This is a genomic window from Arthrobacter alpinus (genome assembly GCF_001445575.1).
Taxonomy (GTDB): Bacteria; Actinomycetota; Actinomycetes; order Actinomycetales; family Micrococcaceae; genus Specibacter; species Specibacter alpinus_C.
Map to the genome: position 1 here is coordinate 2,337,355 of NZ_CP013200.1, position 25,828 is coordinate 2,363,182.

The following is a 25,828-nucleotide window of genomic DNA, read 5'->3' on the forward strand; positions in this document are numbered from 1 at the left end:
TGGGGGCCGGAATAGACTGGCCGCACCCGTGAAGCATGTCACGTTTGCGGGTTCGTGAACTATTTCCGTTCCTTCCCAGAGGGGTTTTTTGTGTCTACACCTGAGGTAACACCTGTGACCGGCAGCAGCCGGGTCAAGCGCGGCATGGCCGACATGCTCAAGGGCGGCGTCATCATGGACGTGGTCAACGTTGAGCAGGCCAAGATCGCCGAAGATGCCGGCGCCGTAGCCGTCATGGCACTCGAGCGGGTCCCCGCCGATATTCGTGCACAGGGTGGCGTCTCACGCGCCAGCGATCCGGACATGATTGACGCCATCATCGCCGCGGTGTCTATCCCCGTCATGGCCAAGGCCCGTATTGGCCACTTCGTTGAGGCACAGGTTTTGGAGTCCCTCGGCGTGGACTTCGTGGATGAGTCCGAGGTGCTGACCCCGGCAGATTACGAGCACCACATTGATAAGTGGAACTTCAAGGTTCCCTTCGTCTGTGGCGCCACCAACCTCGGTGAGGCCCTGCGCCGCATCAATGAGGGTGCTGCCATGATCCGTTCCAAGGGTGAAGCCGGCACCGGCGATGTCTCCAACGCCACGGGCCACATGCGCAAGATCCGCACGCAGATCGCCCAGCTGGCAGCACTGCCCAAGGACGAACTGTATGTTGCCGCCAAGGAATTGCAGGCGCCGTACGAGCTCGTGAAGGAAGTTGCCGAGGCCGGCAAGCTCCCCGTTGTGCTCTTCACCGCTGGTGGCATCGCTACCCCGGCTGACGCTGCCATGATGATGCAGCTTGGCGCCGACGGCGTATTTGTTGGCTCCGGTATCTTCAAGTCCGGTAACCCGGCCCAGCGCGCGGCAGCCGTGGTCAAGGCCACCACGTTCTTCGACGATCCCTCCGTGATTGCCAATGTCTCCCGTGGGCTCGGCGAAGCCATGGTGGGCATCAACGTGGCCGACATCCCCGAGCCGCACCGCCTGGCCGAGCGCGGCTGGTAACCCCTCCAACGCCGCACCACTTTACGGCGTGTTTTTCGCGACGCCGCACCACTTTACGGCGTCGCTGGCGTGCAAACGGTTGAGGGAGATTCTGTTCTCCCTCAACCGTTTGTGTTCCTGGCTCCTCCCAGCCAAGATTGACACCATGACGCTGCCCTTCGCCGGCCTTCTGGCCTACCCCATCACGCCCCTGAGGGACGACGACGAACTCGACTTAGCGTCTCTCGCTCACCTCGTGCGCAACGCGTCTTTCGCGGGCATATCAGGGGTGTGCGTGCTCGCCACTTCTGGTGCGGGGGTGACTTTTGACAGGGGTGAACGGCAAGCAGTGGTGCAAACTGCCGTGGAGTCAGCAGCCATGGTAGGTACCTCGGAAGGTTTGCGGGAATCAACCATGCCCGTGTATGCGGCGGTGAGCGCCCCGTCCACACTCGAGGTGGTACGTCTGGCGCAGGATGCTGAGAGTGCTGGAGCCTCCGGTGTACTGCTAGCCCCGTTTTCTTATTTGCCGCTTTCGGATACGGAAGTTCGTGCGCTATTCCTGGCAGTCTCTGAAGCAACGACCTTGCCGATCTGCTTTTACAACAAACCGCTGCAGACGCAATTTGATGTCAGCCCCGTAACCCTTGCCTATTTGGCAAGCAATACCCACCTACGCGCGGTTAAGGACACCATGCGGCGCGAGGATGTCGCGGGCCGCGTTGGCGAGCTCAGGGCGGCCGTCGGGCCGAACTTTTCCATTGGACTCAGCGCCGATGTGCAGTTGCTGGACGAACGCCCAGATGTTGATGCCTGGCACAGTGGCCTGGCCGGGATGCTGCCGGGTGAGTACATCAAGGTGTGGCGACTCGCCCAGGCAGGGGCGCCGCAGGGTGCCAGCTTGGCGCGGTTGCAGGCCATTGCGCACGCCCTGGCTGGCTTGCCTCACGCCATCGGCGCACTCCACGCCCTGTCCAATGTCATCGGCGTTCCGACGGCTGCGCCCCGGGGACCCTTTGCCGCCGCCACTCTGGAGGAAACCTGGCAGCTAAGCGCCGCAACTAACGGCTAGCCAGCTGCGCGAGCGTTGGGAAAGAGCCATAAAGTGGTGCAGCGTTGCTCATAAACGGCCGTAAAGTGGTGCGGCGTCGGAAGGGGCTACTGCGGCGGGTGGAACCACCACGTCTGGCCTTTGCCAATGAGCTCGAAGCCGCGGTTGCGGTAAAGCCGTTGACCGTCCGGCGTTGCGTTGAGCAGCAAATGCTCAGCCCCAGCGTTGAACGCCGCCTCGGACAATGCATTGAGCAGGGCAGTACCGAGCCCGGTACGGCGATGGTCGGGATCCACCACCATGTCAAAGATGCCCGCCAGGTGTTTTCCACCCAGTTGGTTCGGCGGCAAAAACCCGTAAGAGCGTCCCGCCCAGTTCTCCTCGTCGCGGGCAGTAGCCAGCCACACTTGATCGTCCGCGAGACAGGTCAACTCCACTCGGCCATCGGATACCTCACTGGCTGCCACTACGCTTTCTACATCGAGGGCGCGGGTCATCCACCAGGGCTGCCAGCCACGCTCAAAACGGTACGCCGGCAAGATCCCCTCCCGCACGGCCGCGTTCATCCAAATACCTACTGCGGTGGCGCCGCGACGTTCGGCCTCGGCCAAGGCCGGCTGCAGGCCGGCGTCGGTAATTTCCTGAGGGAACATGCACAACATTTCACGGGTTTCCGGAAGCCACACCCAGTCCATGCGATGCGTGGAAAAAGCCCGACCGCCCGTGGCCTCGGCCAGGGCACGGAACCAGGCGTGCTGTGTTCGTTGGCAATCTGCAAGTGTCACCATGGGACTAAACCAACCCTCGGCGTGCCAGCAGGGGAGCGGTATCGGCATCGCGGCCAGCAAAGTCCCTGAAAGCCTGCAATGGGTCAACGGAGAAACCGCGGCGGAGCAACGTGGTGCGGAAGTGTTCACCGTTGGAACGGTTGAGCCCGCCATTGGCTTTAAACCAGGCCACGGTATCGGCGTCGAGCACCTCGGACCAAATATAGGAGTAGTAGCCGGCTGCGTAACCGCCCGCGAAGATGTGGTTGAAGTAACCTGTCCGGTAGCGCGGCGGTACAGCGGCAAGATCCACGCCGGCAGCTGTCAAAGCTGCGGCCTCGAAAGCCCGTGGATCATCCACGGGGGCGCCCGGGGAGAGCTCATGCCATGCCAAATCCAATAATGTAGCGCCCAGGTATTCGGTGGTGGCGAACCCCTGGCCCCATAGCGCCGCGGCCTCGAGCTTCTCCGCCGTCCCCGCAGGCAGCGGTTCACCGGTGCGGTAATGCTTGGCGTAGTTGGCAAGCACCTCTGGCCACAGAATCCACATCTCATTCACCTGTGACGGGTATTCCACAAAGTCACGCGGAACGTTGGTGCCGGAGAACCTTGGGTAGCGCACAGAGGAGAACAGTCCGTGCAAGGCGTGGCCGAACTCGTGGAAGCACGTCACCACCTCGTCAAAGGTCAACAATGTTGGCTCCCCGGCGGGAGGCTTGGGAATGTTGAGGTTATTGACCACCACGGCATGGGTGCCTTCAAGGAATGACTGCTCCACGAAGGAGTTCATCCAGGCTCCGCCACGCTTGGTTTCACGCGTAAAGAAGTCGCCCAGGAACAATCCCACCGTGGAGCCGTCGGCATTATTGACTTCCCAAATCCGGACCTCAGGATGGTACCCGACGAGATCGCTGCGTAGGGTAAAAGTCACGCCGTAGAGCTGGGTGGCTGCATAGAAGACGCCGTTCTCCAGCACTGAGTCAAGCTCAAACCAGGGACGCAGCGCTGCAAGATCTACACCGTACTCATCCCGCCGAACCTGCTCGGAGTAAAACGCCCAGTCCCACGCCTCGATGGGGTGCCCGGCCACGGCTGCCAGCTTGGCTTCCTCAACACGGGCATTGCGCACAGCCGCGGAGGTGATGGGGGAGAGCATGGCTTGCACGGCCGCCAAGGAAGGGGCAGTCTGCGGTTCAAGGGAACGCTCCGCCTCTGAGGCGAAACCAAGCAATGCGGCCTTCTCTGCCCGCAGCGATGCCGTGGCGGCGGCCAAGCCCAGCACGTTTGAATCCACCGAACCACTGCCCCGGCTCACCGACGCGTGATGGAGCTTCCGGCGGGTCTCCCTGTTCGTCAGCACCTCAAGGGCAGGCTGTGCCGTGGGCAAAATCAGGGTCAGCAGGTAACCGTCCGGGTGACCGGCTGCGCGGGCTGCGGCAGCCGCCGTCGCCAGATCATCGGCGCTGAGCCCGTGGAGCTCGGCTACCTCCAGAACATGCAGGGCGGCATCGTTGCCGGCCTGCGTGACCTTCTGTGAAAATTCGGTGCTGAGGGAGGAAAGCTGGCCATTGAGTTCGCGCAAACGCTCCTGTGATGCCGCATTCAGCGCAACGCCGGCGCGCGTGAAGGACTTGCGGTACTCATCGAGTAACCGCACCGATTCGGCGTCCAAATCCGCAGAAGGTACGGCGAGCATGCGCTCATACAAGGCAGTATTGAGCAGCACCGTGTCCTCATGCTCGGCGAGCAGCGGGGCTAGCGTCGCCTCCAACGCCTGAACATCAGCTGTCCCATGGGAGCTGGCAATGTTGAAAAACACGTTCTGAACGCGCGTCAGAATCGCTCCGCTACGTTCCATAGCCAGCACGGTGTTCTCAAACGTTGCCGCGGCGCGGTCGTCCGTAATGGCAGCGATCTGTGCCAACTGTTGCGCAAAACCGGCCTCGAACGCGGGCAGGTAATGCGACACGTCGATGGCGGCAAAGTCCGGCAGCTGGCACTCCAGCGTGCTGGCCTGCAAGAACGGCTTGGGTGAGTTTTCCTCGGTCATGCTTTGACTCTTTCATGGTTTAACCCAAGGACGACGGCGAAACGAGAGTTTCGCCGTCGTCCTTGGAAAGGTGCCGCTTGGGTTTCGGTGGCTTACTTCTGTGTGAACACGAGGGACATGGGAGTGGTCTCCGTGGTCTGGCCCTGCGGGTTGTCGCGGAAGATGTTCTCCAAAACCGTCTTGGACAGCGCCGTGTCGTGACCCAAGGCCACTACGCCCAGATCATTGGCGTCCATGATGGCAGTTCCGGCAAATGTTGCCGCATATTCGGCCGGAACCGTGGCGCGGACCAGGGCGCTCAGGCGGGCTGCAACGCCGTCAGGGTCAATCGGTGCGTACTTCACCGAGTGAGTGGAGGTGCCCACCTGGTAGCCGGCTGCGCCGTCGATCGCGTTGATGTTGTGGCCTACCACTTCATAGAACACGCCCGACTTGCCCTGCAGCTTGCCCACAACGGAGCGAGCTGAGGCGTACATGATCTTGGGCAGGCCCACCTCATCGATGGCCAACTGCATGGACCAGGGGCTGGCCAAGCCAATGCCACCGGGGTTGCGGGTGACGAACTTGGAGAAGAACCGGGCCGCGTTGCTGACCTTGATGTCCCAGACCGGAATGGACCGGCCCTGGGTCATGGCCACAATCTTTTCCGAGAGGAACAGGTACCACGGGGTGTCCGAGGTGGCGGCGCCATGGTCCCCGCCAGCGGCAGGCAGGCCGTCAAAGAAGCGCTTGACGAACTTCATGACCTCCGGGTCAAAGTCTGTTTCCTTGTAGAAAACATCGGTGCGCAGCGGGTAGCGACGGAACGTGCCGGCACCATCGGGAACCGTGATGTCCAGCTGCTTGTCGGCATTGGGAATGTAATCGCTCTTACCAATGATGCCGGCCTTGACCTCGGGCACGTCAAAGAATTCGCGCAGCCACAGCTCGGTGTTGATCAGGCGCCAGAACACCATGGTGGAACCGCCGCTCTTGCCGCTGAGGAGCTCCTCGAACGCGTAAATGACAGCATCCTGGTTCCAGTACGGGCGGTTGCCGAAGGAGGTGGAGAGGAAGATCTCGTAGATCTTTTCCTTCATGTGCCCAAACCACTCCGCTTCCGGGGTGGTAAAACCAATCTTGTTGCGGCGGTTGCTGATCATTTCCGGCAGCAGCTCGCGCGTGGCATCACGCAGGATGCGCTTGTTCCAGCCGCCCTTGATGATGGATTCGTCATCAAGGCTGAAGAGGAACTTCACCACTTCCTTGTCCAGGAACGGCACACGGCCCTCGAGGGAGAAGCGCATGGTGTTCTTGTCCTCGTAGCGCAACACCGCCGGCAAGGACTTATGGAACAGGTCATCGATCAGGCGCAGCTTCAAGTTATCCGGGATGTTGGAGAACTTCTCAGCCTTGTACTTGGCTGTGAACTTCTTGTTCAACAGCGCCGAAACGCCAACTTCCTTCTTGAAGCTGAGCTTGCTCTGGATCCGGAAACGTGCCAGACGGAACAAGATGTCCGAGCTGGAGACCAATTCCTTGGCCAGCTTGGCGTTCTGACCGTTCTTCTTCAGCTGACGCAGGTACGCGAAGTAGTACGGGATGTAGCCGGCCATCATCTCGTCGGCACCCTGGCCATCGAGCAGAACGCTCACGTGCTTGGACGCTTCGCGCATCACCTGGTACTGGGCGTAGGGGCCCGAGGAGATGATGGGCTCCTCCATGGTGCGGATAAAGTCTTCCAGGTCATCCACAAATTCGCCCGGCTGGGGCAGAATCTTGTGGCTGATGACGTTGCCTTCACAACGGGCCAGTACGGCGTCTGCGTACTTTTCCTCGTCGTTGATGGAGTTGGGGAAAATCGCTGAGAACGTCTGCTGCTTGGCTCCGAGGGAATCGGTGGCTGCGGCGTTCTCCTGCATCAATTTGTTGATGGTAACAACGACGGCGGACGAGTCCAGTCCGCCTGACAAGGCGGTACCCACGGGGACTTCAGACTGCAGACGCAGACGGACACCTTCCGTGAAGCGTTCCCGGTATTCGTCAATGACGGCCTGGGAATACGGGGTTTCAATTTTGGCCAGTTCGGCCAGTTCTTCCTTGAACCGCGTGTACGAGCTGATGGTGGCGGTTCCGGCCGGTCCGGCTGCCGTGTCCACGGTGTTTACCACCAGCTTCTCGCCGGGCATGAGCTTCTGTACGCCGGCGAAGAACGTGTTGGCTTCGTCGTCGTGGATCCGGAACTGCAAGTAGCGGTACAAGATCCGCTCATCGACCTTGGCGGTGATCTTGTTGGAGGCCAGCAGCGGCTTGATCTCCGAGCCGAACAGCAGTGTGGGCGCCTCAGCGGTGCCGGCAGTGGCGTAGTACAGCGGCTTGATGCCGAAGTGATCCCGGGCCAGCACCAGACGGTTGTTCTTCCGGTCATGGATGGCGAAGCCGAACATGCCGTTGAACTTATCAAAGGCGGCATCTCCCCACTCTTCGTAAGACTGCAGGACAACTTCGGTGTCCGACTTCGTGGAGAAGGTGCGTCCCAGCGCCTCCAGCTCGGCACGCAGCTCAAGGTAGTTATAAACCTCGCCGTTGTACACCAGTACGGTTTCACCGTCAGCGCTGAACATGGGTTCCTGGCCATGGGCCACGTCAATGATGGAGAGGCGTCGATGCGCCAGTCCTACGTTGCCCTGCGTGTAGATGCCCTCACCATCGGGGCCTCGATGCACCATGCAGGCATTCATCTCCTGCAACAGGGATTCATCGTCCCCATAACCGTAGTAACCGGCGATTCCGCACATACTTACTTACCTCATCTTTAGTACGTCAGTCCTGCGGTCAATGCTACTTGCTTGCGTCGGACTTGTTGCCCACCCAGCCCGGCGCGTGAGGGAAGTTAAAAGTGTGAGATAGCGCCCACATATGATGGGGACGTGACTTTTGACTCCACCATAAACACAGTAAACGGGCCCACCGTAGGAATTCTGGCGCTGCAGGGAGATGTTCGCGAACATGCCCGCGCCATCGAAGCGTGCGGCGGCAAGGCTGTTGCCGTGCGCCGCCCTGGCGAGTTGGCCGCCGTCGACGGTTTGATCATTCCAGGCGGGGAGTCAACCACTATTGACAAGCTCACCCGGATCTTCGAGATGCGCGATCCGCTCCGTGAACGGATTGCCGCGGGACTGCCCGTGTACGGCAGTTGCGCCGGGATGATCATGCTGGCCCATGACATCGCCGACCCCGCCACGGATATGGCAGGTAACCCGCAGCAGACACTGGGCGGACTGGACATCACGGTGCGCCGCAACGCCTTTGGCCGCCAAGTTGACTCCTTTGAAACGGAGCTCGACTTCACGGGCTTGGCTCCGGCTGGCCAGCCCGAATCGCCGCTGCATGCCGTCTTTATTCGGGCGCCGTGGGTGGAGCGTGTGGGGGACGGGGTGCAGGTGCTCGCCAGCGTAACTCTGCCGGACGCTGCGCAAAACGATAGGATTGATTCAGAAGTTCGTGCTGTCGCCGTTCGTTCACGGCATTTGCTGGCCACCTCCTTCCATCCGGAAGTGACGGGGGAGCGCCGCATCCATGAGCTATTTATTCGAATGATTAGAGGAGAAGCGTAACTATGTCAGGCCACTCCAAATGGGCAACCACCAAGCATAAGAAGGCAATTCTCGACAGCCGTCGGGCGAAGTCGTTTGCCAAGCTCATCAAGACCATCGAAGTTGCTGCCCGCGGTGGCGGAGCCGACCTCCAAGGCAACCCGGCGCTGGAACTTGCCGTCTCCAAGGCTAAGAAGACCTCGGTTCCCGCTGACAACATTGACCGCGCCATCAAGCGCGGTGCCGGCCTGCTCGGTGAAGCCGTCGATTACCAGACCATCATGTACGAAGGCTACGGCCCGGCCGGTTCAGCGATCTTGATTGAATGTCTGACCGACAACAAGAACCGTGCAGCCTCCGAGGTGCGTTTGGCCGTGGGTCGCAACGGCGGCAACATGGGCGATCCCGGTTCCGTTGCCTACATGTTCACCCGCAAGGGCATTGTGGGTCTGCCCAAGAATGATTTGACCGAAGATGATCTGCTCATGGCCGTCCTGGACGCCGGTGCTGAAGAGGTCAAGGACCAGGGCGAAAGCTTTGAAGTGATCTCCGATCCTCAGGACCTGCCGGCCATCCGCGCAGCCCTGACCGAGGCCGGCATTGAGTATGAGTCCGATGAGGCTGGCTTTGTCCCGTCCATGCAGGTTGAACTCGATGTCGAGAACGCCCGCAAGTTCATGAAGCTCTACGACGCTCTGGAAGATCTGGACGACGTTCAGAACATTTACTCCAACGCAGACATGAGCGCAGAGGTTCTCGCCGCGCTTGACGAGGACTAGGAACTGCGTGTTCTAGGAGTTGACCCGGGCTTGACCCGGTGCGGGCTCGGCGTTGTTGACGTCGCCCCCAACCGCCAGGCCACCCTTGTCGGGGTCGGTGTGGTGGGAAGCTCGCATGAATTGAGCCTTGACGCCCGGCTGCTGGTGATCGCGGAAGCGGTGGACCAGTGGCTGGACGCGTTTAAGCCCGATGTTTTGGCCATTGAACGCGTCTTTGCCCAAACCAACCTCAGCACCGTGATGGGTGTGGCCCAGGTATCCGGGGTGGTCATGGTCTCTGCGGCCCGGCGCGGGATCCCGGTGGCCATGCACACGCCGTCGGAAGTGAAGGCCGCTGTCACCGGCAATGGCCGCGCCGACAAAGAGCATGTCACGGCGATGGTTACCCGGCTGCTGCGCCTGTCTGAACCTCCCCGGCCCGCCGATGCTGCGGACGCCTTGGCGCTGGCCATTGCGCACGCCTGGCGCAGCGGGAACTCCGTGGGTAAGGACTCTGCAGGTACGACGGCGGCCCAGCAGCTTTGGCGTGATGCCGAGGCTAAGTCTCAAGTGAAGAAGAACAAGGAAAAGCCTAACGCCAAGTGGCGCTAGATGTTTAGTACGTATGTTCGATACAATGGGTAATAATGAACGTGGCCAGTCGGTCCGGTTTTTGTCAGGAGACGCAAGCAATGATCAGTTTTGTCCGTGGGCCGGTGGCTTCGCTTTCCTTGGCTCAGGCCGTTATCGACGTCAATGGTATTGGCATGCTGGTGCATGCCACACCCAAAACCTTGGGCGGATTGCGGCTGGGGGAGGAGGCAACCCTCACCACTGCCATGATTGTGCGCGAAGATTCCATGACACTTTTTGGCTTTGCCGACGCCGGTGAGCGGGAGGTCTTCGACACGCTGTTGACCGTCAGTGGCATTGGACCTCGCTTGGCGCTTGCCATTCTGTCCGTGCTGGAACCGGAGAGCATCAGGATCGGTGTGGACACCGGCGATGGCAAGGTCTTTACAAAGGTCCCGGGCGTGGGTCCCAAGGTTGCCGGACGCATTGTCCTGGAGCTCAAGGGCAAGCTCAAACCGACAGGGGAGGCCGTGGCCGCTGCCCCTGCCGCAGCTGCCGCGATGGAATGGAAGGATCAGGTTGTGGCCGCCATGACCAGCTTGGGCTGGAATGAACGTGATGCGCTCAAGGCTATTGATGCCGCCGTAGCTGCCGAGCCTGAACTGGCACAAGGCGCCAACGTGCCGGCCGTGCTGCGGGCAACCCTGCGCTGGCTCGGTCAGGACCACACCAGAGCCAAGAGCGGTGTGCGCTAGAACATGGCTGCCATGGATAATTCAATCCCGCTCCTGCCGGGTCAGATCAGTATTGGCGAGGCTGGCGGCAACACTAACGCCAGCGCCGGCCGCGGTGCCGCCAGTGAACTGGCTGCACCCGTGGCGGAGCCCGAAGAACGCGAACTCGAAGCGGCCTTGCGACCCAAAAACCTTGACGATTTTGTGGGTCAGGAACGTGTCCGCAAACAGCTGTCGCTGGTGCTGGCTGCCTCGAAAATTCGTGGACGCAGCGCCGATCACGTACTGATGTCAGGCCCTCCCGGCCTAGGTAAAACCACTCTCGCCATGATTGTTGCCGCCGAAATGAACGCGCCCTTGCGCATCAGTTCGGGCCCGGCCATTCAGCACGCTGGGGACCTCGCCGCCATCTTGTCCTCGCTCACCGAGGGCGAGGTGCTGTTCTTGGATGAAATTCACCGCATGTCTCGCCCCGCCGAGGAAATGCTGTACATGGCCATGGAAGATTTCCGTGTGGACATCATTGTCGGCAAGGGTGCCGGAGCCACGGCCATTCCCTTGGAGTTGCCATCGTTCACCCTAGTTGGTGCTACCACCCGCGCCGGTCTGTTGCCGGGTCCGCTGCGCGACCGTTTTGGATTCACCGGGCATCTGGAGTTCTACTCGGTTGCCGAACTTGAACTGGTGTTGCGCCGTTCCGCTGGAATGTTGGATTTAAAGCTCACCAGCGCCGGTTTCGCAGAAATTGCCGGGCGCTCCCGTGGCACACCACGCATCGCCAACAGGCTGCTGCGCAGAGTCCGTGACTGGGCGCTGGTCCATGGCATCGAATCCATTGATGCCCGCACCGCTTCAGCGGCTCTGGACATGTATGAGGTGGACGCCCGCGGTCTGGACCGCTTGGACCGTTCTGTTCTTGAAGCTCTGGTCAATAAGTTCAACGGCGGGCCCGTAGGTTTGTCCACGCTAGCCATCGCCGTGGGGGAGGAGCCTGAAACCGTGGAGACGGTGGCAGAACCCTTCCTGGTGCGTGAAGGTCTGTTGGGCAGAACCCCCGCGGACGCATCGCCATGCCGGCGGCATGGGCTCACCTTGGGCTGAAAATGCCCGGCAACGCCGTTGCCGCTGCCATGATCCCCTTTGACGGGGATGACAACGACGTTTGAGGCACTGAGGTTTGAGGCATAGTCGTTTGGGGTAGTGCATGAGGGAAGTGCCGTCGTCGACAGTTTTGAATTCCGCTCAGAGCGGTATATGTAGCGGCACAAAAGCGTCATTTGAGGTTTTTTGCGCGCAATGTGTGTAAATATGCGCGGTTCTGGGTTGATTCTCATCCCACGTCCAGCTTTACCCTCTAGACTGTTATGACGTCCGGCACGTTTGTTTCGAGCTGACTTGACCTTGAACTTCAAAGAATGGAAATCCAGCTGTGGCCTTGAGTAGTAATCTGACCAACAACTCCACCCTCGGGGGTTCTCATGGACCCGATGAGTATTCTCTTGTTCGTCATGTTTGGACTGCTCATCTTCATGATGATGCGCAAGCAAAAGAAGGCCAAGGCTGCGGCTGCTGAAAAGCGTTCCAAGCTGGCCCCGGGTGTTGAGATCATGACCAACTTTGGCCTTTTCGGCAAGGTTCTTTCCATTGATACTGAGGAGAACAAGATCCTCATGGAAATCTCCCCCGGAACCACGGCAACCGTGCACAGCCAGACTGTTGCCAAGATCATTGAGCCTGCGGATGCGGTTGAGGCCATTGTTCCCGATGATGCATCGTCATTGACCTTGAACCTTGACAAGGCCCCCGATGCTCCTGAGTCCGTAGAAGACTCCTTGGAACGTCTGAACAACAAAGACAACAAAGACAACTAGCCTTATCCGGGTTGGCGGCTGCTGTGCAAAGGACTTCCTTGGCGCAGCAGCATTGCCATGTTCACAATCCCGTGACCAATAGAAGGATCCCTTGATGGCACGAACAGGTCCGGCGTCAACAGCTCGCAGAACTCTTCTGTGGCTTGCGGCGCTCATTATTGCATGCACCCTGGCAGTAGGTGGCGGCGTCCTCGCCGGGGCCACCACTTGGGCGCCAAAGCTCGGCCTTGACCTTGAGGGCGGTACCCAGATGATTCTGGCGCCCAAGGTTGAAGGAACTAGCAATATCGCCGCTGAACAATTGGACCAGGCTGTGTCCATTATTCGCCAGCGTGTGGACGGTTCGGGTGTCTCTGAAGCCCAGATCTCCACGGAAGGCGGGCGCAACGTTGTTGTAAGCATGCCGGGTAAGCCCACGGATGAGGAGCGTAACCTCATCAAGGCTTCTGCCAACATGAACTTCCGCCCTGTCATTGCCGCGACTCAGGCTCCCACCGGTGCCGTCCCGGAAGCTGAGCGGACTGCCGCGGATAAGCTGCCGGTTCCCACGGCCGCACCGCTTAACGCCAGCGATCCCAACTGGGTTGATGCGGCGCTCATGAAGCAATTTGAAGCTACCAGCTGTATTGCCCCGCTGACGGAACGCCCTACCACGTCGGATGCGAACAAGCCGATTGTCAGCTGTGAACCCGATACCGGTTTCAAGTACATCCTCGGTCCGGTGGAAGTTCCCGGCAAGTGGATCAAGACCGCTTCCTACGGCCTGCAGTCCGGTGCTCAAGGTGCCACAACCAACCAGTGGTCAGTTCAGCTGACCTTGGAGAAGCCGCAGGGTGCTGATGCGTTCAAGACAGTAACTCAGCGCTTGTATGCAAAGTACTTGGCAAATCCGAACGATCCTCAGGCACGTTTTGCCATTGTCCTTGATGACAGCATCGTTTCAGCGCCTGCTTCTCAAGCGGTCATCACTGACGGTCAGTCATCCATCACTGGTAACTTCACCGAAGCCAGCGCCAAGGCTCTGTCCGACCAGCTCAAGTTCGGTTCGCTACCCATCAGCTTCGAGATTCAGAGCGAAGTTCAGATCTCGGCGACCCTTGGTCTGCAGCAGCTGGAAATGGGTCTTTTGGCCGGTTTGATTGGTCTTGGCCTCGTGGTCATCTATTCACTGTTCCAGTACCGCGCGCTTGGTCTGGTCACCATTTTCTCCTTGGTCATTGCAGGTGTTCTGACCTACTTGGCGATCGTGCTGCTGGGCTGGGCGGAAAACTACCGTCTGTCCCTTGCTGGCGTGGCGGGTATCATCGTGGCCATTGGCCAGACCGCTGACTCGTTCATTGTGTACTTCGAACGCGTCAGAGATGAGTTGCGAGACGGTCGAGGACTTGTTGCCGCCGTGGAAAACGGTTGGGAGCGCGCCAAGCGGACCATCCTTGCGTCAAAGGCCGTGAACGTTCTCGCTTCCTTGGTCCTGTATTTTGTCTCTGTTGGCAGCGTCAAGGGCTTCGCTTTTACTCTTGGTCTGACAGCGGTGGCCGACCTTATTGTGGTCTTCATGTTCACCCACCCCACGCTGCAGTTGCTGGCACGCACCAAATTCTTCGGCGAAGGACACAGCTTCTCAGGTCTTGATCCGAAGCAGCTTGGCGCCATTCCGCTGTACCGGGGCGCCGGGCGATTCCGTACTCCGGAAGAAACCGCAGCCGTGGTCAAGGGCAAGAACGTCCGCGCCGCTGGCGAAGCCGAACGCCGCCAAACCATCGCTGAGCGGCGGTTGGCTGCCAAGGAAGCAGAAATGGTTGGCAGCAAGGGCGCCGGGGCCGCAAAGTCCGAGTCCAGTGCCTCGAAGGAGAGCAAATAATGAAGAGTTTCGCTACTTTCGGCAATGAGCTGTACACCGGTGAGCGGTCTTACGAGTTCGTTGGAAAACGCAAGATTTGGTTCAGCATTGCTGGCGTCTTGGTTTTGCTTTCCATCTTGTTCCCTCTGTTGGGTGGCGGGTTCAACTTCGGCATTGATTTCCGGGGCGGTTCCCAGTTCACCATTTCGCAGGTGACGAGCACTGATGTTGCCATCGGTCAAGCGGCTGTTGCCAAGGCTGCCCCGGGTACGGCGGCAGTTGTCACCAACGTGGCCGGCGACACCATGCAGGTGCAGACTGACAGGCTCAGCGACGACCAGACTCTGGCCGTCAAGGATGCCCTGAAGTCTGCTTATGGTGTCACTGAGGACCACATCACCTCCACCTTTGTTGGCCCCAGCTGGGGACAGGACGTCTCCCGTCAGGCCATCATCGGCTTCATCGTGTTTGTCCTGTTGGCCACCGTCTTGATGGCTCTTTACTTTAGGACCTGGCGCATGTCCATTGCGGCCATGGTGGGCCTGCTGGTGGTTATGGCTGTCACCGCTGGTATCTACGCCGTGTCCGGTTTCGAGGTCACGCCGTCGGCCATCATTGGCTTCCTGACAATCTTGAGCTATTCGCTATATGACACGGTGGTGGTGTTTGACAAGATTCGAGAAAACACGCAAGACATCACCAAGTCTGAGCGCCGGACGTTTGCCGAAGAGGTCAACCTCGCAGTGAACCAGACTCTGGTGCGATCCATCAATACCATGATGGTAGCGGTGCTGCCTGTGGCATCCATTCTGTTCATCGGTGCACTCCTGCTCGGTGCCGGTACCCTGCGCGACCTCTCGCTGGCCTTGTTTATCGGAATTATTGTGAGCACCTTCTCCACGATCTTCGTGGCTGCTCCCATGTACTCATGGCTGCGCGAGCGTGAACCCGCTCTGGCCAAACAGGCCAAAAAGGTGCAACAGCGCCGCGCCAATGACGCAGTTGCCGTGTCCGCTACGGCTTAGGGATCCGCCACTGAAGTCTCTGCGGCCCCCAACAGGGCCGGGGTCGAATGCTACGCATTCGACCCCGGCCCTGTTTTGGTCAACATTGCTCTGCTGGGCACCTTAGACTGGGTTAATGCCCCGGCGCAGGGGCGCACAGGACGTACGTGTGTGAGGGAGGTAATGCGTTGAACGATGAATCGCCCTCGCATGAGCTAGCGACAGATTCCGGCGTGAAAGCGCAGCCCACCGGTGAAGGTTCCGGTCAGCGGCCTGCAGATATTCGGCCCACCTTTCCAGGTCGCCGTGAACGCACTAGGTCACGCCTAGCCCGCCTCACCGGCTGGTCCACGGAAAGCTACTCACCCATCCTGGAGCCTTTGTTGCGCATTGTGCGCGCCAAGAACCCCAAAGAAGACCTGGACCTGCTCCAGCGCGCCTTCGTCATTGCCGAAAAGTACCACGACGGCCAAAAGCGCAAGAGTGGAGATCCCTACATCACCCACCCTGTTGCCGTGGCCACCATCTTGGCTGAAATGGGCCTCAGCGGCAGCACCCTGGCCGCAGCACTGCTGCATGACACGGTGGAAGACACGCCCTACACCCTGGCTGAGCTGGAACGTGACTTCGGCAAGGAAATCACTCTGCTGGTGGACGGCGTCACCAAATTGGACAAGGTTGATTACGGCGAGGCCGCGCAAGCTGAAACGCTGCGCAAGATGGTCATTGCCATGTCCAAGGACATCAGGGTCCTGGTCATCAAGCTGGCTGACAGGCTACATAACGCGCGTACCTGGCGTTTTGTCTCAGCCCAGTCATCGAGTAAGAAGGCCCGGGAAACCCTCGATATTTTTGCTCCGCTAGCCCACCGCCTTGGCATGAATGCCATGAAGTGGGAATTGGAGGAGCTCTCCTTCGCTGCCTTGTACCCGAAGGTGTACGAGGAAATTGTGCGCATGGTCCAGGACCGCTCACCCGAGCGTGAAAAGAAGCTCGGGTTGATCCGCCGTGAACTGCTTGACGTTCTGCGTGTCACCAAGATCAAGGGTGAAATCAGCGGCCGGCCCAAGCACTACTACTCCATCTATCAAAAGATGGTGGTTCGCAAAAAAGAATTCGATGACATTAACGACCTCATTGGGGTTCGTGTCTTGGTGGAGACAGTGGGAGACTGTTACGCCATGCTGGGCGAGGTCCATTCACTCTGGACGCCCTTGGTGGGACGCTTCAAGGATTACATCGCGCTGCCCAAATTCAACATGTACCAGTCACTGCACACCACGGTGCTGGGTCCCGGCGGCAAGCTCGTGGAAATTCAGATCCGGACCCGAGAAATGCACCAGCGGGCCGAATATGGCGTAGCGGCGCACTGGATGTACAAGAGCGGCAACAAGGCACCAGCTGGCACCAATCAGGACGATATGAGCTGGCTGCGTTCCCTCATGGACTGGCAGCGCGAGACAGTGGACCCGGGCGAGTTCTTGGACTCCATGCGCTTTGAAATGAACGCCAAAGAAGTGTACGTGTTCACACCCAAGGGCAAGGTGGTGGCACTGCCAGCCGGGGCAACCCCTGTGGACTTCGCCTACTCCGTGCACACCGAGGTGGGGCACCGGACCATTGGCGCCCGCGTCAACGGAAAACTTGTGCCACTGAACAGTGAACTTTCCAACAGCGACACCGTGGAGATCTTTACCAACAAGGCCGAAGGTGCCGGTCCCAGCCAGGACTGGCAGAACTTCGTCAAGAGCCCCCGGGCCAGGAATAAGATCCGTCAGTGGTTCACCAAGGAACGCCGCGACGAGTCCATTGAAAAGGGCAAGGAACTCCTCACGAAGGCTATGCGGAAGGCGAACCTGCCCCTGCAGAAAATGATGACCCATGACGCCCTCATGGCCGTCACCGAGCACTTCCACTATCAAGACATAGCTGGTCTCTACGCAGCCGTGGGGGACGGGTATACCTCCGCCCAATCAGTGGTGGAGCGCCTCCGCGACGTCATGGGTGTGGCAGATGTTGAAGAAGTTGCCCCGCCGTTGGAAACTCGTGTTTCCAACGCCCGGTCAAGGATTTCAAACTCCGGAGTGATCGTCCACGGCGTGGACGATGTCCTGGTGAAACTGGCCAGGTGCTGCACTCCGGTGCCGCCGGATCCCATCTCAGGTTTTGTTACCAAGGGCTCGGGTATTTCTGTGCATCGCCGTGACTGCCCCAACCTCCTGCACCTCAAACATGAGCCGGACAAGCTGGTCGAGGTTGATTGGGCCCCCACACAATCGGGAGTTTTCCTGGTGGAAATTCAAGTTGAAGCACTGGACCGCAAGAGCCTGCTCTCCGACGTGACCCGAGTCTTGGCGGAAAATCATGTGAACATTCTGGCCGCCAGCGTCAACACCAGCACCAACCGTGTTGCCATCTCCAAGTTCGCGTTCGAAATGGGTGACCCCAAGTACCTGGACCACGTCCTGAACGCGGTGCGACGCATCGACGGCGTGTACGACGTCTACCGGGCCACCGGTTCCCAGCGCCGCGCCTAGATCTGGTGGCGCCCAGCGCTTGTTCCTCCTAGAGTTCCGGCTCCGCTGGCGGCGGAGCTAGGAGCGGGGCCAGGAACGCTTGGAGCATGGCGGTCTGCTCTGCGGGGTCCAGGGCCGTGCCCTCGAGGTCGAGGAACATGCCCTCCTCGAGGGAGCGGCCCCCGGGGTCTGGGAGCATTGACTGCACAAGGGCCTGACCGCGGATTTTGCCGGGGACGTGCGGTGCTTCTGAGAGGGCGCGGAGAATACGCTCGAGCGGACACCCCAGGGCAGGCTCCCCGGCGAGGGCAGCCACGACAGGGCGAGCCAGCGCTTCCGGTGCACTCCGGGCCACATCCAACGCTGTGCGCAAACCGTCGGTCAGCCTCGTGGTCTCTAGTGCGAGCACGCAGTGTGCATCCAGCTGGACCTGCCGCACCGAGCAGCCGCTGCGGCGCGGCAGCGAGGCACTGTTGCCATCATTTTCCACCAGCAGGGCAATCTCGCCCGGCGGTGGAGCGCAACCGTACACCCACGCCGCAGTGAGCTGGCTCAACACTGCCCGGTGGCTCAGAAAGGCAGGGATGTGGTGTGCCAGCGCCGCCGCCCGGACGGCAGGGGTTTCAGGAAGCGAGGATGGCCGGAAAACCTGACCAAAAACGTGGCTGAGCACCCCGTCCATGGCCATGGCTGACAACTCGGAAAAGATGAAGAGAGTTCCCGGCGCCAGAAGCGTCTCGATCTGTGCATTGGCTGAGTTTGATGGGTCTGTTGGGTTTGTTGGGTTTGTTGGGATTGTCATCCCTCAAGCGTGCACCGCCTTGCGGCGAAGAAAAAGACCCCCTGGCTAGGCTGTGGACAACCTAGCCCGGGGGCCTTGTAAAACCGTGAAAACCGTCTCAAACTGCTCGCGGATTATGCCCGCAGGAGCTCAAGATCAGGAGAAATCCGCAGCGGCCTTCTGGATTTGCTCCAGCCACAGCTCACGGGCGGCCAACGCCTCGGTGGCCTTGGCGACCTTGCGGGCATCCCCGGCCTTCTGCGCGGCAGCCAGATCGTCCTTCAGCCCTGCAATGGTGGCTTCGAGCTGGCTCAGCGCGCTGCTGGTGCGAGCCTTGGCTTCGGGATCGCTGCGGCGCCAGTTGTCGTCCTCAGCGGAGCGGACAGCTTCTTCAACCTTGCGCAGGCCAGCCTCAACACGCGCCATGTCATTGCGCGGCACCTTGCCGGCTTCTTCCCAGCGGTCACGGATGGACTGCAGCGCCTTCTTGGCGGCGTTGAGGTCCTTGATCGGCAGCAGTGCCTGAGCTTCGGTGATCAGCGCTTCCTTGACGACCAAGTTGGCACCGAACTCCTCATCCAAGGCGTTGTTGGTGGCCTGGCGGGCGGCAAAGAACTTATCCTGCGCACCGCGGAAGCGTGCCCAGAGTGCGTCGTCGTCCTTGCGGCTGGCCCGCGGGGAGCTCTTCCACTGGTCCATGAGGCGGCGGTACTCGCCTGCAGCAAAGCCCCAGTCGGTGGAGGTGGCCAGTTCCTCAGCAGCGGCGATCAACGCTTCTTTGGTGCTCTTGGCTGTCGCGTTGGTGCTGTCCAGCTGTGAGAAGTACGCGCGGCGGTGGCGGTCAAAGACTGTCCGGGCGCTGCGGAAACGCTTCCACAGGCCTTCTTCCGTGGCACGGCCCAGACGCATTCCCGACTTCTGGGCGTTCTTCCACTGCTCGAACAGCTCGTTCATGCGTGCGCTGCTGATCTTCCACTGAATGGTGGCGGGATCCTCGGCAGAAATGGTCTCGGCCTCGGCCACAATCGCTTCACGGGCGGCAAGTTCGACGGCGCGAGCCGAGTCGTGTGCCGAGCGCTCCTGCGCAGCCAGTGCCTTGATGTTCTCTTCAAGGGTGACTAAACGAGCAAGAGCTGCGTTGACGTCGCCCACGGAGGTGCGCTCTCCCAACTGCTCGCGCAGGTGGGTCACGGTTTTGTTCATATCCGTGGTGGGGGCCTTGGCCTCAACACGCTGCTCGAGCAGAACAACCTGGGCCAGGATGTCATCAAACTTGCGCACAAAGTAGCTCAGGGCCTCGTCCTGCGTGGCGCCGGGGTACTGGCCAACAGGGAACTCTTCTCCGTCCAAGAGCAAGAAGACGTGGCCGTCTTCTTCGGCGCGGCCAAACTTGGCGGCTTCGGCCAAGTTGACGGCGGGAGCTGCCGGGGCGGGCACGGGGGCTGAAACTGCTGGCGCAGCCGGTGCCTTGGGGCGCGCGGCAAATGCGGCCGGGGAAGGTGAGGGAGCCGGAACGGCTGCCGGAGCAGGGGCGGGAGTTGCCGCCGTCGTGCTTTCTACAGTGGCATTTTCCGTTACGGGAAGCTCTGTTGTTGAGGCAAGTGTTTCGTCGGATTCTTGACTGTGTGTCACCGCTAAAAGTCTTTCGCTTGATGGATGCTGGCAGATGGAACAAACGAATCTGGCCAGGACCGCTGTGGTGCTTTTCCCTGAGATGCGCGGCTGTGCCGCATCAGGGAAGGCCTGATGAAAACTAGTTGAGCTTGAACGAGTCTATCGTCACCTTGGTGTTGGGTGCACCGTCAGATGCTCCTCCGGTGATCCCGTCCTTAGCAATGGCGGTGACAACGTCAAGGCCGCTGGTGACCTTTCCGACGATCGTGTAGCCACCGTCGGTCTGAGGCAAGTTGGTGTCTTCATAGGTAATGAAGAACTGGGTGCCGTTGCTGTAGGTGGTGTTAGCGCGCGCTACAGCGATGGTTCCGGCCGGGTACACGCCGTCCGCCGGGGTGTTTTCTACCGGACCCCACTGGTAGCTGGGATCGCCTGCGCCGTCGCCCTTAAGCGAGCCGCACTGGATCAGGCCGAAGTTGGGCGAGTTGGTGAGGCGGTGGCAGCTTTTGCCCTTCATGAAGCCGGAGTCGGCCAGAGACTTGAACACGGCGGCGGCCTGCGGAGCCTTGGTACCGTCAAGCTCCACACCTAGCGGCTTGCCATTGAGCGTCAAGGTGCCGGTGAATGTTTTGCCTGTGGCGGTGTCTGCCTTGGGAACCGTGGGGCTGTTGGTCTGTGCCGGGGCAGCCTCGGTGGCCGCAGCCGTTGGCGCTTCCGTTGCGCTAGCAGCAGGAGCGGAACTGTTCGCGGAGGCACCCGGGTCAGCTACGACGTCGTCCGTCTGAGGAGTGAACACCGTCAAGGCCAGCACAATGGCCAGGACCACGGCGACGCCGATCGCGATGAAGGCGATGAGGTTGTCACGCTTACGCCGCAGGACCTGTTCCCGTTGGAAAGCCTGGTTGGCCTCCATGCGCGCCACACGGGCCTTGGTTTCGCGGGTGGACTTGTTGCTGTTGACCAACGGTGCCTCTTCCTTCAAATGGAACTTCTCTGTTCACGCGGCGCTGTCGCGGCCGGGTAGGTTAGGGGTGTGCTGCCAAACCTTATAAAATGGCAGCCGGTGCCAGTTTACCCATGTAATGCACGCCCACTGGTGAGCATGACATGGCCGCGGCGCACCGTTACGTTTACCCGCCCCGCCGGGTCCTGCGAGCAACTTTGTGGACCCGGTGCATGTTAGGAGAGCAACACCCATGGCACGCAACGCCTCCTTGTCCGGTTTTCCCGAGTGGCTTCCCGAGGAGCGCCTGGTGGAGGCGCATGTGCTGGACACTTTGCGCCGCACCTTCGAGCTGCACGGATTCAGCTCCATTGAAACGCGGGCTGTAGAAACCGTTGGCCATCTTCTGCGCAAGGGGGAGATCGACAAGGAAGTGTACGGGCTCTCCCGGCTGCAGGACGACGACGGAAACACCGCCGTGGCCTCCAAGGACGATCCCAACGCGCTGGCCCTGCACTTCGATCTGACGGTGCCCTTTGCCCGCTACGTTGTGGAAAACGCCGGCTACCTGTCCTTCCCGTTCCGCCGGTACCAGATCCAGAAGGTGTGGCGCGGCGAGCGTCCCCAGGAGGGCCGCGCCCGCGAATTCACGCAGGCGGACATTGATGTAGTGGCCGACGGCGTCCTGCCCTTCCGCTATGACGTGGAACTTGCGCTGGTCATCGCCGAGGCGCTCTCGGCCCTGCCGATCCCCGCCTTCAAGCTGCGCATCAACAACCGCAAGCTGGCCGAGGGTTTCTACCGCGGCATCGGCCTGACCGATACCGCTGGTGTGCTGCGCAGCATCGACAAGCTGGAGAAGATTGGCGCGGAACGGGTTGCCGAACTGCTCAAGAATGAGCTCGGTGCTACCGATGAGCAGGCTGCCAAGGCTCTGGCTCTGGCCTCCATCCGCACGGAAGACACTTCCTTCGTGGCTGCTGTGCGCGCACTGGGCGTCACCGACGAGCTCATGGAAGAGGGCCTGAACGAGCTCGAGCAGGTCATTTCTGCGGCCGTCAAGAGTGCACCCGGCTCCGTTGTGGCAGATCTCTCCATTGCCCGTGGTTTGGATTACTACACGGGCACTGTTTACGAGACTGTGCTGGTGGGCCATGAGCAGTTGGGTTCCATCTGCTCCGGCGGTCGCTACGACGCCTTGGCCTCCAAGGGCAACCGCAAGTTCCCCGGTGTTGGGCTGTCCATTGGCGTCACCCGCCTCGTGGCACGGATCCTCAGCCAGGAATTCGCCAAGGCCTCACGCTCCGTCCCCACGGCCGTGCTGGTGACCTTGGTTGATGAGGACAGCTGGGGAGATGCCCAGGATGTGGCAACTGCCCTGCGCGCCCGCGGAATCTCCACGGAAGTTGCCGCCAAGGCGGATAAGTTCGGCAAGCAGATCAAGTACGCGGACAAGCGCGGCATTCCCTATGTCTGGTTCACCGACGAGTCCGGTGCGCACCAGGTCAAGGACATTCGCTCCGGCGACCAGGTCGAAGCGGACCCCGCCACGTGGATGCCGCCCGCCATCGACCTGACCCCGCAGATCATCGTGGCGTAAGGCTCGATTCTCGGCTTCGCTGCATCGATCCGTGAGAAGTGGTCGTTATGGTGGGCGGATAACAGCCATTTCTCACGGATCGATGCAGGACCACTGGGTGGCAGAGCCCACTCGACCACGGGGATACTCAATCACCGGTAAACTTCATATCAAACACTTGTGCGGCCCGGAATCGCGGGCTGTTAACCACCATTGAAAGGAATGTTGTGCTGCGCACACATGACCTAGGCTCCTTGCGGGCTGAACATATTGGCCAAACCGTCACGCTTTCGGGCTGGGTTGCCCGTCGCCGTGATCACGGCGGAGTGGCTTTCTTGGACCTGCGTGACGCATCCGGTGTGGCACAGATTGTGGTGCGTGAGGAAGAAATCTTCCACGCATTGCGTAACGAATTTGTTTTGCAGATCACCGGAACGGTCTCTCGCCGCCCGGAAGGCAACGAAAACGCGGCTCTCGCCACAGGTGAGATCGAAGTCATGGCCGATGAGGTTATCGTCCTGAACGAAGCGGCCCCGTTGCCGTTCCAGGTGGATGACCATGTTGAGGTGGGTGAGGAAGCACGCCTGAAGCACCGCTACCTGGACCTGCGCCGCCCGGGCATGCAGCGCAACATGCGCCTGCGCTCCGAAGCCAACCGTGTTGCCCGCAACTTGCTGCACGATCAGGGTTACATCGAGATTGAAACCCCCACACTGACCCGCTCCACCCCTGAGGGTGCCCGCGACTTCGTGGTGCCGGCACGTCTGGCTCCCGGTTCCTGGTACGCACTGCCGCAGTCCCCGCAGTTGTTCAAGCAACTCCTGCAGGTGGGTGGCTTCGAGAAGTACTACCAGATAGCCCGCTGCTACCGCGACGAAGATTTCCGTGCGGACCGCCAGCCCGAGTTCACCCAGCTCGACATCGAAGCCAGCTTCGTTGACCAGGATGACATCATCGCCTTGGGCGAAAAGGTTGTCGCCGAGTTGTGGAAGCTGATCGACGTTGAGATCCCGATGCCGATCCAGCGCATGACGTACCGCGACGCCATGGCCCGCTTCGGCTCCGACAAGCCGGATCTGCGCTTCGGCCTGGAACTGAGCGACCTGACCGAATTCTTCAAGGACACCGACTTCGGCGTCTTCAAGGCTCCCTACGTGGGCGCCGTTGTCATGCCCGGCGGAGCCTCCCAGCCTCGCCGCCAGCTGGACGCTTGGCAGGAATGGGCCAAGCAGCGCGGCGCCAAGGGCCTGGCCTATGTCCTGATCAAGGAAGAGGGCGAGCTCACCGGCCCGGTTGCCAAGAACTTGACCGACACCGAGCGTGCCGGCCTGGCCGAAGCTGTTGGCGCCAAGACCGGCGACGCCATCTTCTTCGCCGCCGGCGAGGTTGCCCCTTCCCGTGCACTGCTGGGTGCCGCTCGTGTTGAGATCGGTCACCGCACCGGCCTGATCAACCCGAAGGATTGGGCGTTCGTGTGGGTTGTTGACGCTCCCATGTTCGAGCCCACCAGCGTTGCCGTTGGCTCCGGCGATGTGGCCCTGGGACACAGCGCCTGGACGGCCGTGCACCACGCGTTCACCTCACCCAAGCCTGAGTTCATGGACACCTTCGACACCGATCCGGGCGAGGCCTTGGCTTACGCCTACGACATTGTCTGCAACGGTAACGAAATTGGCGGCGGTTCCATCCGTATCCACCGCCGCGATGTGCAGGAGCGCGTCTTCGGTGTCATGGGCATCTCCGAGGCCGAGGCCGACGAGAAGTTCGGCTTCTTGCTGGACGGCTTCAAGTTCGGCGCCCCGCCGCATGGTGGCATCGCCATTGGCTGGGACCGTGCCGTGTCATTGCTGGCCGGTGTTGACTCCATCCGCGACGTCATTGCGTTCCCGAAGTCCGGCGGCGGTTACGATCCCATGACTGAGGCTCCGGCCCCGATCACGGCACAGCAGCGCAAGGAAGCCGGCGTTGACTTCAAGCCGGAGGCCAAGAAAGCTGACCCCGAAGCCAAGGGCGACACCGACGCCAAGTAGTTTTGTGTGTGTCTAAAATGCCTGCCTTCCCGTTAGCGGGGAGGCAGGCATTTTGTTTTTCACGAACGACGGCGGATCCCTCACCCAAGCGATGGCTTGCGAGGGCGCAGTGTTCAGCACCGGCCATGTACCGAAGACGCCGAGGGCTTGCACCAGATCTACAGCGATCCCCGCAGGCTGGAGACACTTCCCCAGCCTGCGGCATGACGCTATGGAACAGACCCAGGTGATCGTGAGCCAGTTTATTGCCGTGTGGGACCGTGATGACGTGTGGGACCGTGATGAGCTGGGTCCGTGGGTGGTCAAGAATCCCAGTGATCAGAGCATCATCGGGTACGGTGGCTCCTCCGCCAAGCAGGACATCTTTTGGAACCTGGGATATCGTTTTGTTTTTGACGCCCAAGGCCAAGGCCAAGGCTTCGCAACGGAACTGGCACACATGATGCTCTGACCTTCTGGCAGCTTGCGCACGGAGGTGTTGCGTGCTACCAATCCACTCCGGCTGCTCGGAGGATCGAGGTGATCTTCTCATCGTGTTCCGCTTCCCATTCATCAAGTGTTTGGGCTTGTTCTGCCTGAGCCTTGTCAGAGACGGCCTTAAGCACTGATTCGAGGATTTTCGCCGGCACGGCAACGATCCCTTCCTCATCCGCTACGAGGAAGTCGCCAGCATGCACCAGGACTCCGCCGCAGTTTACGGGTTGCTGCAACGGCAGGACTATGGCTTTCAGGCCAGGTTTAGGCACTACGGCACGGGCAAAGACCGGAAATCCCAGATCACGGATTTCCTGCACGTCACGGATGGCGCCGTCAACTATCAAGCCGGCGATCCCGCGCCGGTGCGCCACAGCACAGACGTTGCCTCCTGCGATCGCGTGGGAAGCATCACCGCCATCGACCACGAGCACCGACCCGGCCGGGGCCCGGTGGATCGCCGCATGGAGCATCAGATTATCGCCGGGGGCGCACCGGACCGTATAGGCTGGCCCGCTCAGCCGAGCGCCATCCCACAGGGGGCGAATGTCAGGGGACAGGACCTGTGATCGGCTGACGTGTTCGGCGATGGCTGTGGGAGAAATGAAGTGCGTTGAATCGTTCATTGTGCTTCCTTCCGGGAACGCGGAGTCTCGTGTATGAGATCCTACGGGTCCTCGCCATGGGCGTGCCCCG

The 25,828-nt window shown here is 60.6% G+C and carries 20 protein-coding genes and 1 pseudogene; 14 read left to right on the forward strand and 7 right to left on the reverse strand.

What is annotated here, in order from left to right; translation table 11 throughout:
- The first annotated feature begins 90 nt into the window (after positions 1-90).
- Positions 91-993, forward strand: a complete 903-nt coding sequence (gene pdxS, locus AS189_RS10275; RefSeq protein WP_062293397.1) for a pyridoxal 5'-phosphate synthase lyase subunit PdxS — start codon at positions 91-93, stop codon at positions 991-993.
- A 145-nt stretch (positions 994-1,138) separates the two neighbouring features.
- Complete coding sequence (locus tag AS189_RS10280; protein ID WP_160320821.1) at positions 1,139-2,044, forward strand: dihydrodipicolinate synthase family protein; 906 nt, start codon at positions 1,139-1,141, stop codon at positions 2,042-2,044.
- A gap of 86 nt (positions 2,045-2,130) precedes the next feature.
- Here AS189_RS10280 and AS189_RS10285 read toward each other — a convergent pair whose 3' ends face one another.
- The 3 genes from AS189_RS10285 to asnB all read right to left on the reverse strand — a co-directional run bounded on the left by AS189_RS10285 (position 2,131) and on the right by asnB (position 7,617).
- Entirely contained in the window at positions 2,131-2,811 is a 681-nt protein-coding gene (locus AS189_RS10285) for a GNAT family N-acetyltransferase (protein WP_062288355.1), read from the reverse strand.
- 4 nt (positions 2,812-2,815) lie between these two features.
- Positions 2,816-4,840 (reverse strand): M3 family metallopeptidase, encoded by a 2,025-nt coding sequence (locus tag AS189_RS10290; RefSeq protein WP_062288358.1) that lies wholly within the window; start codon positions 4,838-4,840, stop codon positions 2,816-2,818.
- Positions 4,841-4,932: 92 nt separating this feature from the next.
- Positions 4,933-7,617 carry an asparagine synthase (glutamine-hydrolyzing) gene (gene asnB / locus AS189_RS10295; RefSeq protein ID WP_062288362.1) on the reverse strand — a complete coding sequence of 895 codons (2,685 nt, stop codon included), beginning with the start codon at positions 7,615-7,617 and terminating at the stop codon, positions 4,933-4,935.
- Between the two features lie 132 nt (positions 7,618-7,749).
- Here asnB and pdxT point away from each other — a divergent pair, with 132 nt between their 5' ends.
- The 9 genes and pseudogenes from pdxT to AS189_RS10340 all read left to right on the forward strand — a co-directional run bounded on the left by pdxT (position 7,750) and on the right by AS189_RS10340 (position 17,732).
- The gene (gene pdxT, locus AS189_RS10300; RefSeq protein WP_062288365.1) at positions 7,750-8,436 is read left to right on the forward strand and encodes a pyridoxal 5'-phosphate synthase glutaminase subunit PdxT; all 687 of its coding nucleotides are present in this window, start codon (positions 7,750-7,752) and stop codon (positions 8,434-8,436) included.
- Between the two features lie 2 nt (positions 8,437-8,438).
- Positions 8,439-9,194: a YebC/PmpR family DNA-binding transcriptional regulator gene (locus AS189_RS10305; RefSeq protein WP_062288368.1), complete on the forward strand. Its 756-nt coding sequence runs from the start codon at positions 8,439-8,441 to the stop codon at positions 9,192-9,194.
- A 3-nt stretch (positions 9,195-9,197) separates the two neighbouring features.
- The gene (gene ruvC / locus AS189_RS10310; RefSeq protein ID WP_062288370.1) at positions 9,198-9,785 is read left to right on the forward strand and encodes a crossover junction endodeoxyribonuclease RuvC; all 588 of its coding nucleotides are present in this window, start codon (positions 9,198-9,200) and stop codon (positions 9,783-9,785) included.
- A gap of 80 nt (positions 9,786-9,865) precedes the next feature.
- Positions 9,866-10,501: a Holliday junction branch migration protein RuvA gene (gene ruvA, locus AS189_RS10315; protein ID WP_062288373.1), complete on the forward strand. Its 636-nt coding sequence runs from the start codon at positions 9,866-9,868 to the stop codon at positions 10,499-10,501.
- A gap of 3 nt (positions 10,502-10,504) precedes the next feature.
- Positions 10,505-11,646 (forward strand): annotated as a pseudogene (gene ruvB, locus AS189_RS10320) (Holliday junction branch migration DNA helicase RuvB).
- Between the two features lie 321 nt (positions 11,647-11,967).
- On the forward strand, positions 11,968-12,351 hold the full coding sequence (yajC, locus tag AS189_RS10325; protein WP_082634218.1) for a preprotein translocase subunit YajC: 384 nt from the start codon (positions 11,968-11,970) through the stop codon (positions 12,349-12,351).
- Between the two features lie 94 nt (positions 12,352-12,445).
- Positions 12,446-14,212 carry a protein translocase subunit SecD gene (secD, locus tag AS189_RS10330; RefSeq protein WP_062288379.1) on the forward strand — a complete coding sequence of 589 codons (1,767 nt, stop codon included), beginning with the start codon at positions 12,446-12,448 and terminating at the stop codon, positions 14,210-14,212.
- Positions 14,212-15,216 (forward strand): protein translocase subunit SecF, encoded by a 1,005-nt coding sequence (gene secF / locus AS189_RS10335; protein ID WP_062288381.1) that lies wholly within the window; start codon positions 14,212-14,214, stop codon positions 15,214-15,216. The genes secD and secF overlap by 1 nt, the downstream gene beginning before the upstream one ends.
- Before the next feature lie 212 nt (positions 15,217-15,428).
- Positions 15,429-17,732, forward strand: coding sequence for a RelA/SpoT family protein (locus AS189_RS10340; protein ID WP_062293400.1), 2,304 nt, complete (start codon positions 15,429-15,431; stop codon positions 17,730-17,732).
- 28 nt (positions 17,733-17,760) lie between these two features.
- Here the strand turns inward: AS189_RS10340 and AS189_RS10345 are convergent, their stop codons facing one another.
- The 3 genes from AS189_RS10345 to AS189_RS10355 all read right to left on the reverse strand — a co-directional run bounded on the left by AS189_RS10345 (position 17,761) and on the right by AS189_RS10355 (position 21,070).
- Positions 17,761-18,513, reverse strand: coding sequence for a hypothetical protein (locus AS189_RS10345; protein ID WP_062288383.1), 753 nt, complete (start codon positions 18,511-18,513; stop codon positions 17,761-17,763).
- Positions 18,514-18,648: 135 nt separating this feature from the next.
- Positions 18,649-20,124, reverse strand: coding sequence for a DUF349 domain-containing protein (locus AS189_RS10350; RefSeq protein ID WP_062288387.1), 1,476 nt, complete (start codon positions 20,122-20,124; stop codon positions 18,649-18,651).
- Between the two features lie 121 nt (positions 20,125-20,245).
- On the reverse strand, positions 20,246-21,070 hold the full coding sequence (locus AS189_RS10355) for a peptidylprolyl isomerase (RefSeq protein ID WP_129587401.1): 825 nt from the start codon (positions 21,068-21,070) through the stop codon (positions 20,246-20,248).
- A gap of 232 nt (positions 21,071-21,302) precedes the next feature.
- Between AS189_RS10355 and hisS the strand changes: the two genes are divergently transcribed.
- The 3 genes from hisS to AS189_RS10370 all read left to right on the forward strand — a co-directional run bounded on the left by hisS (position 21,303) and on the right by AS189_RS10370 (position 25,109).
- Positions 21,303-22,649 (forward strand): histidine--tRNA ligase, encoded by a 1,347-nt coding sequence (hisS, locus tag AS189_RS10360; protein ID WP_062288390.1) that lies wholly within the window; start codon positions 21,303-21,305, stop codon positions 22,647-22,649.
- A gap of 206 nt (positions 22,650-22,855) precedes the next feature.
- The gene (gene aspS / locus AS189_RS10365; RefSeq protein ID WP_082634220.1) at positions 22,856-24,658 is read left to right on the forward strand and encodes an aspartate--tRNA ligase; all 1,803 of its coding nucleotides are present in this window, start codon (positions 22,856-22,858) and stop codon (positions 24,656-24,658) included.
- Between the two features lie 211 nt (positions 24,659-24,869).
- A complete protein-coding gene (locus tag AS189_RS10370) occupies positions 24,870-25,109 on the forward strand; it encodes a hypothetical protein (RefSeq protein WP_062288396.1) in 240 nt (79 codons plus the stop codon).
- A gap of 34 nt (positions 25,110-25,143) precedes the next feature.
- On the opposite strand, the gene AS189_RS10375 is transcribed toward AS189_RS10370, so the two are convergent.
- Positions 25,144-25,758, reverse strand: coding sequence for an RraA family protein (locus tag AS189_RS10375; RefSeq protein ID WP_062288399.1), 615 nt, complete (start codon positions 25,756-25,758; stop codon positions 25,144-25,146).
- Positions 25,759-25,828: the final 70 nt, after the last annotated feature.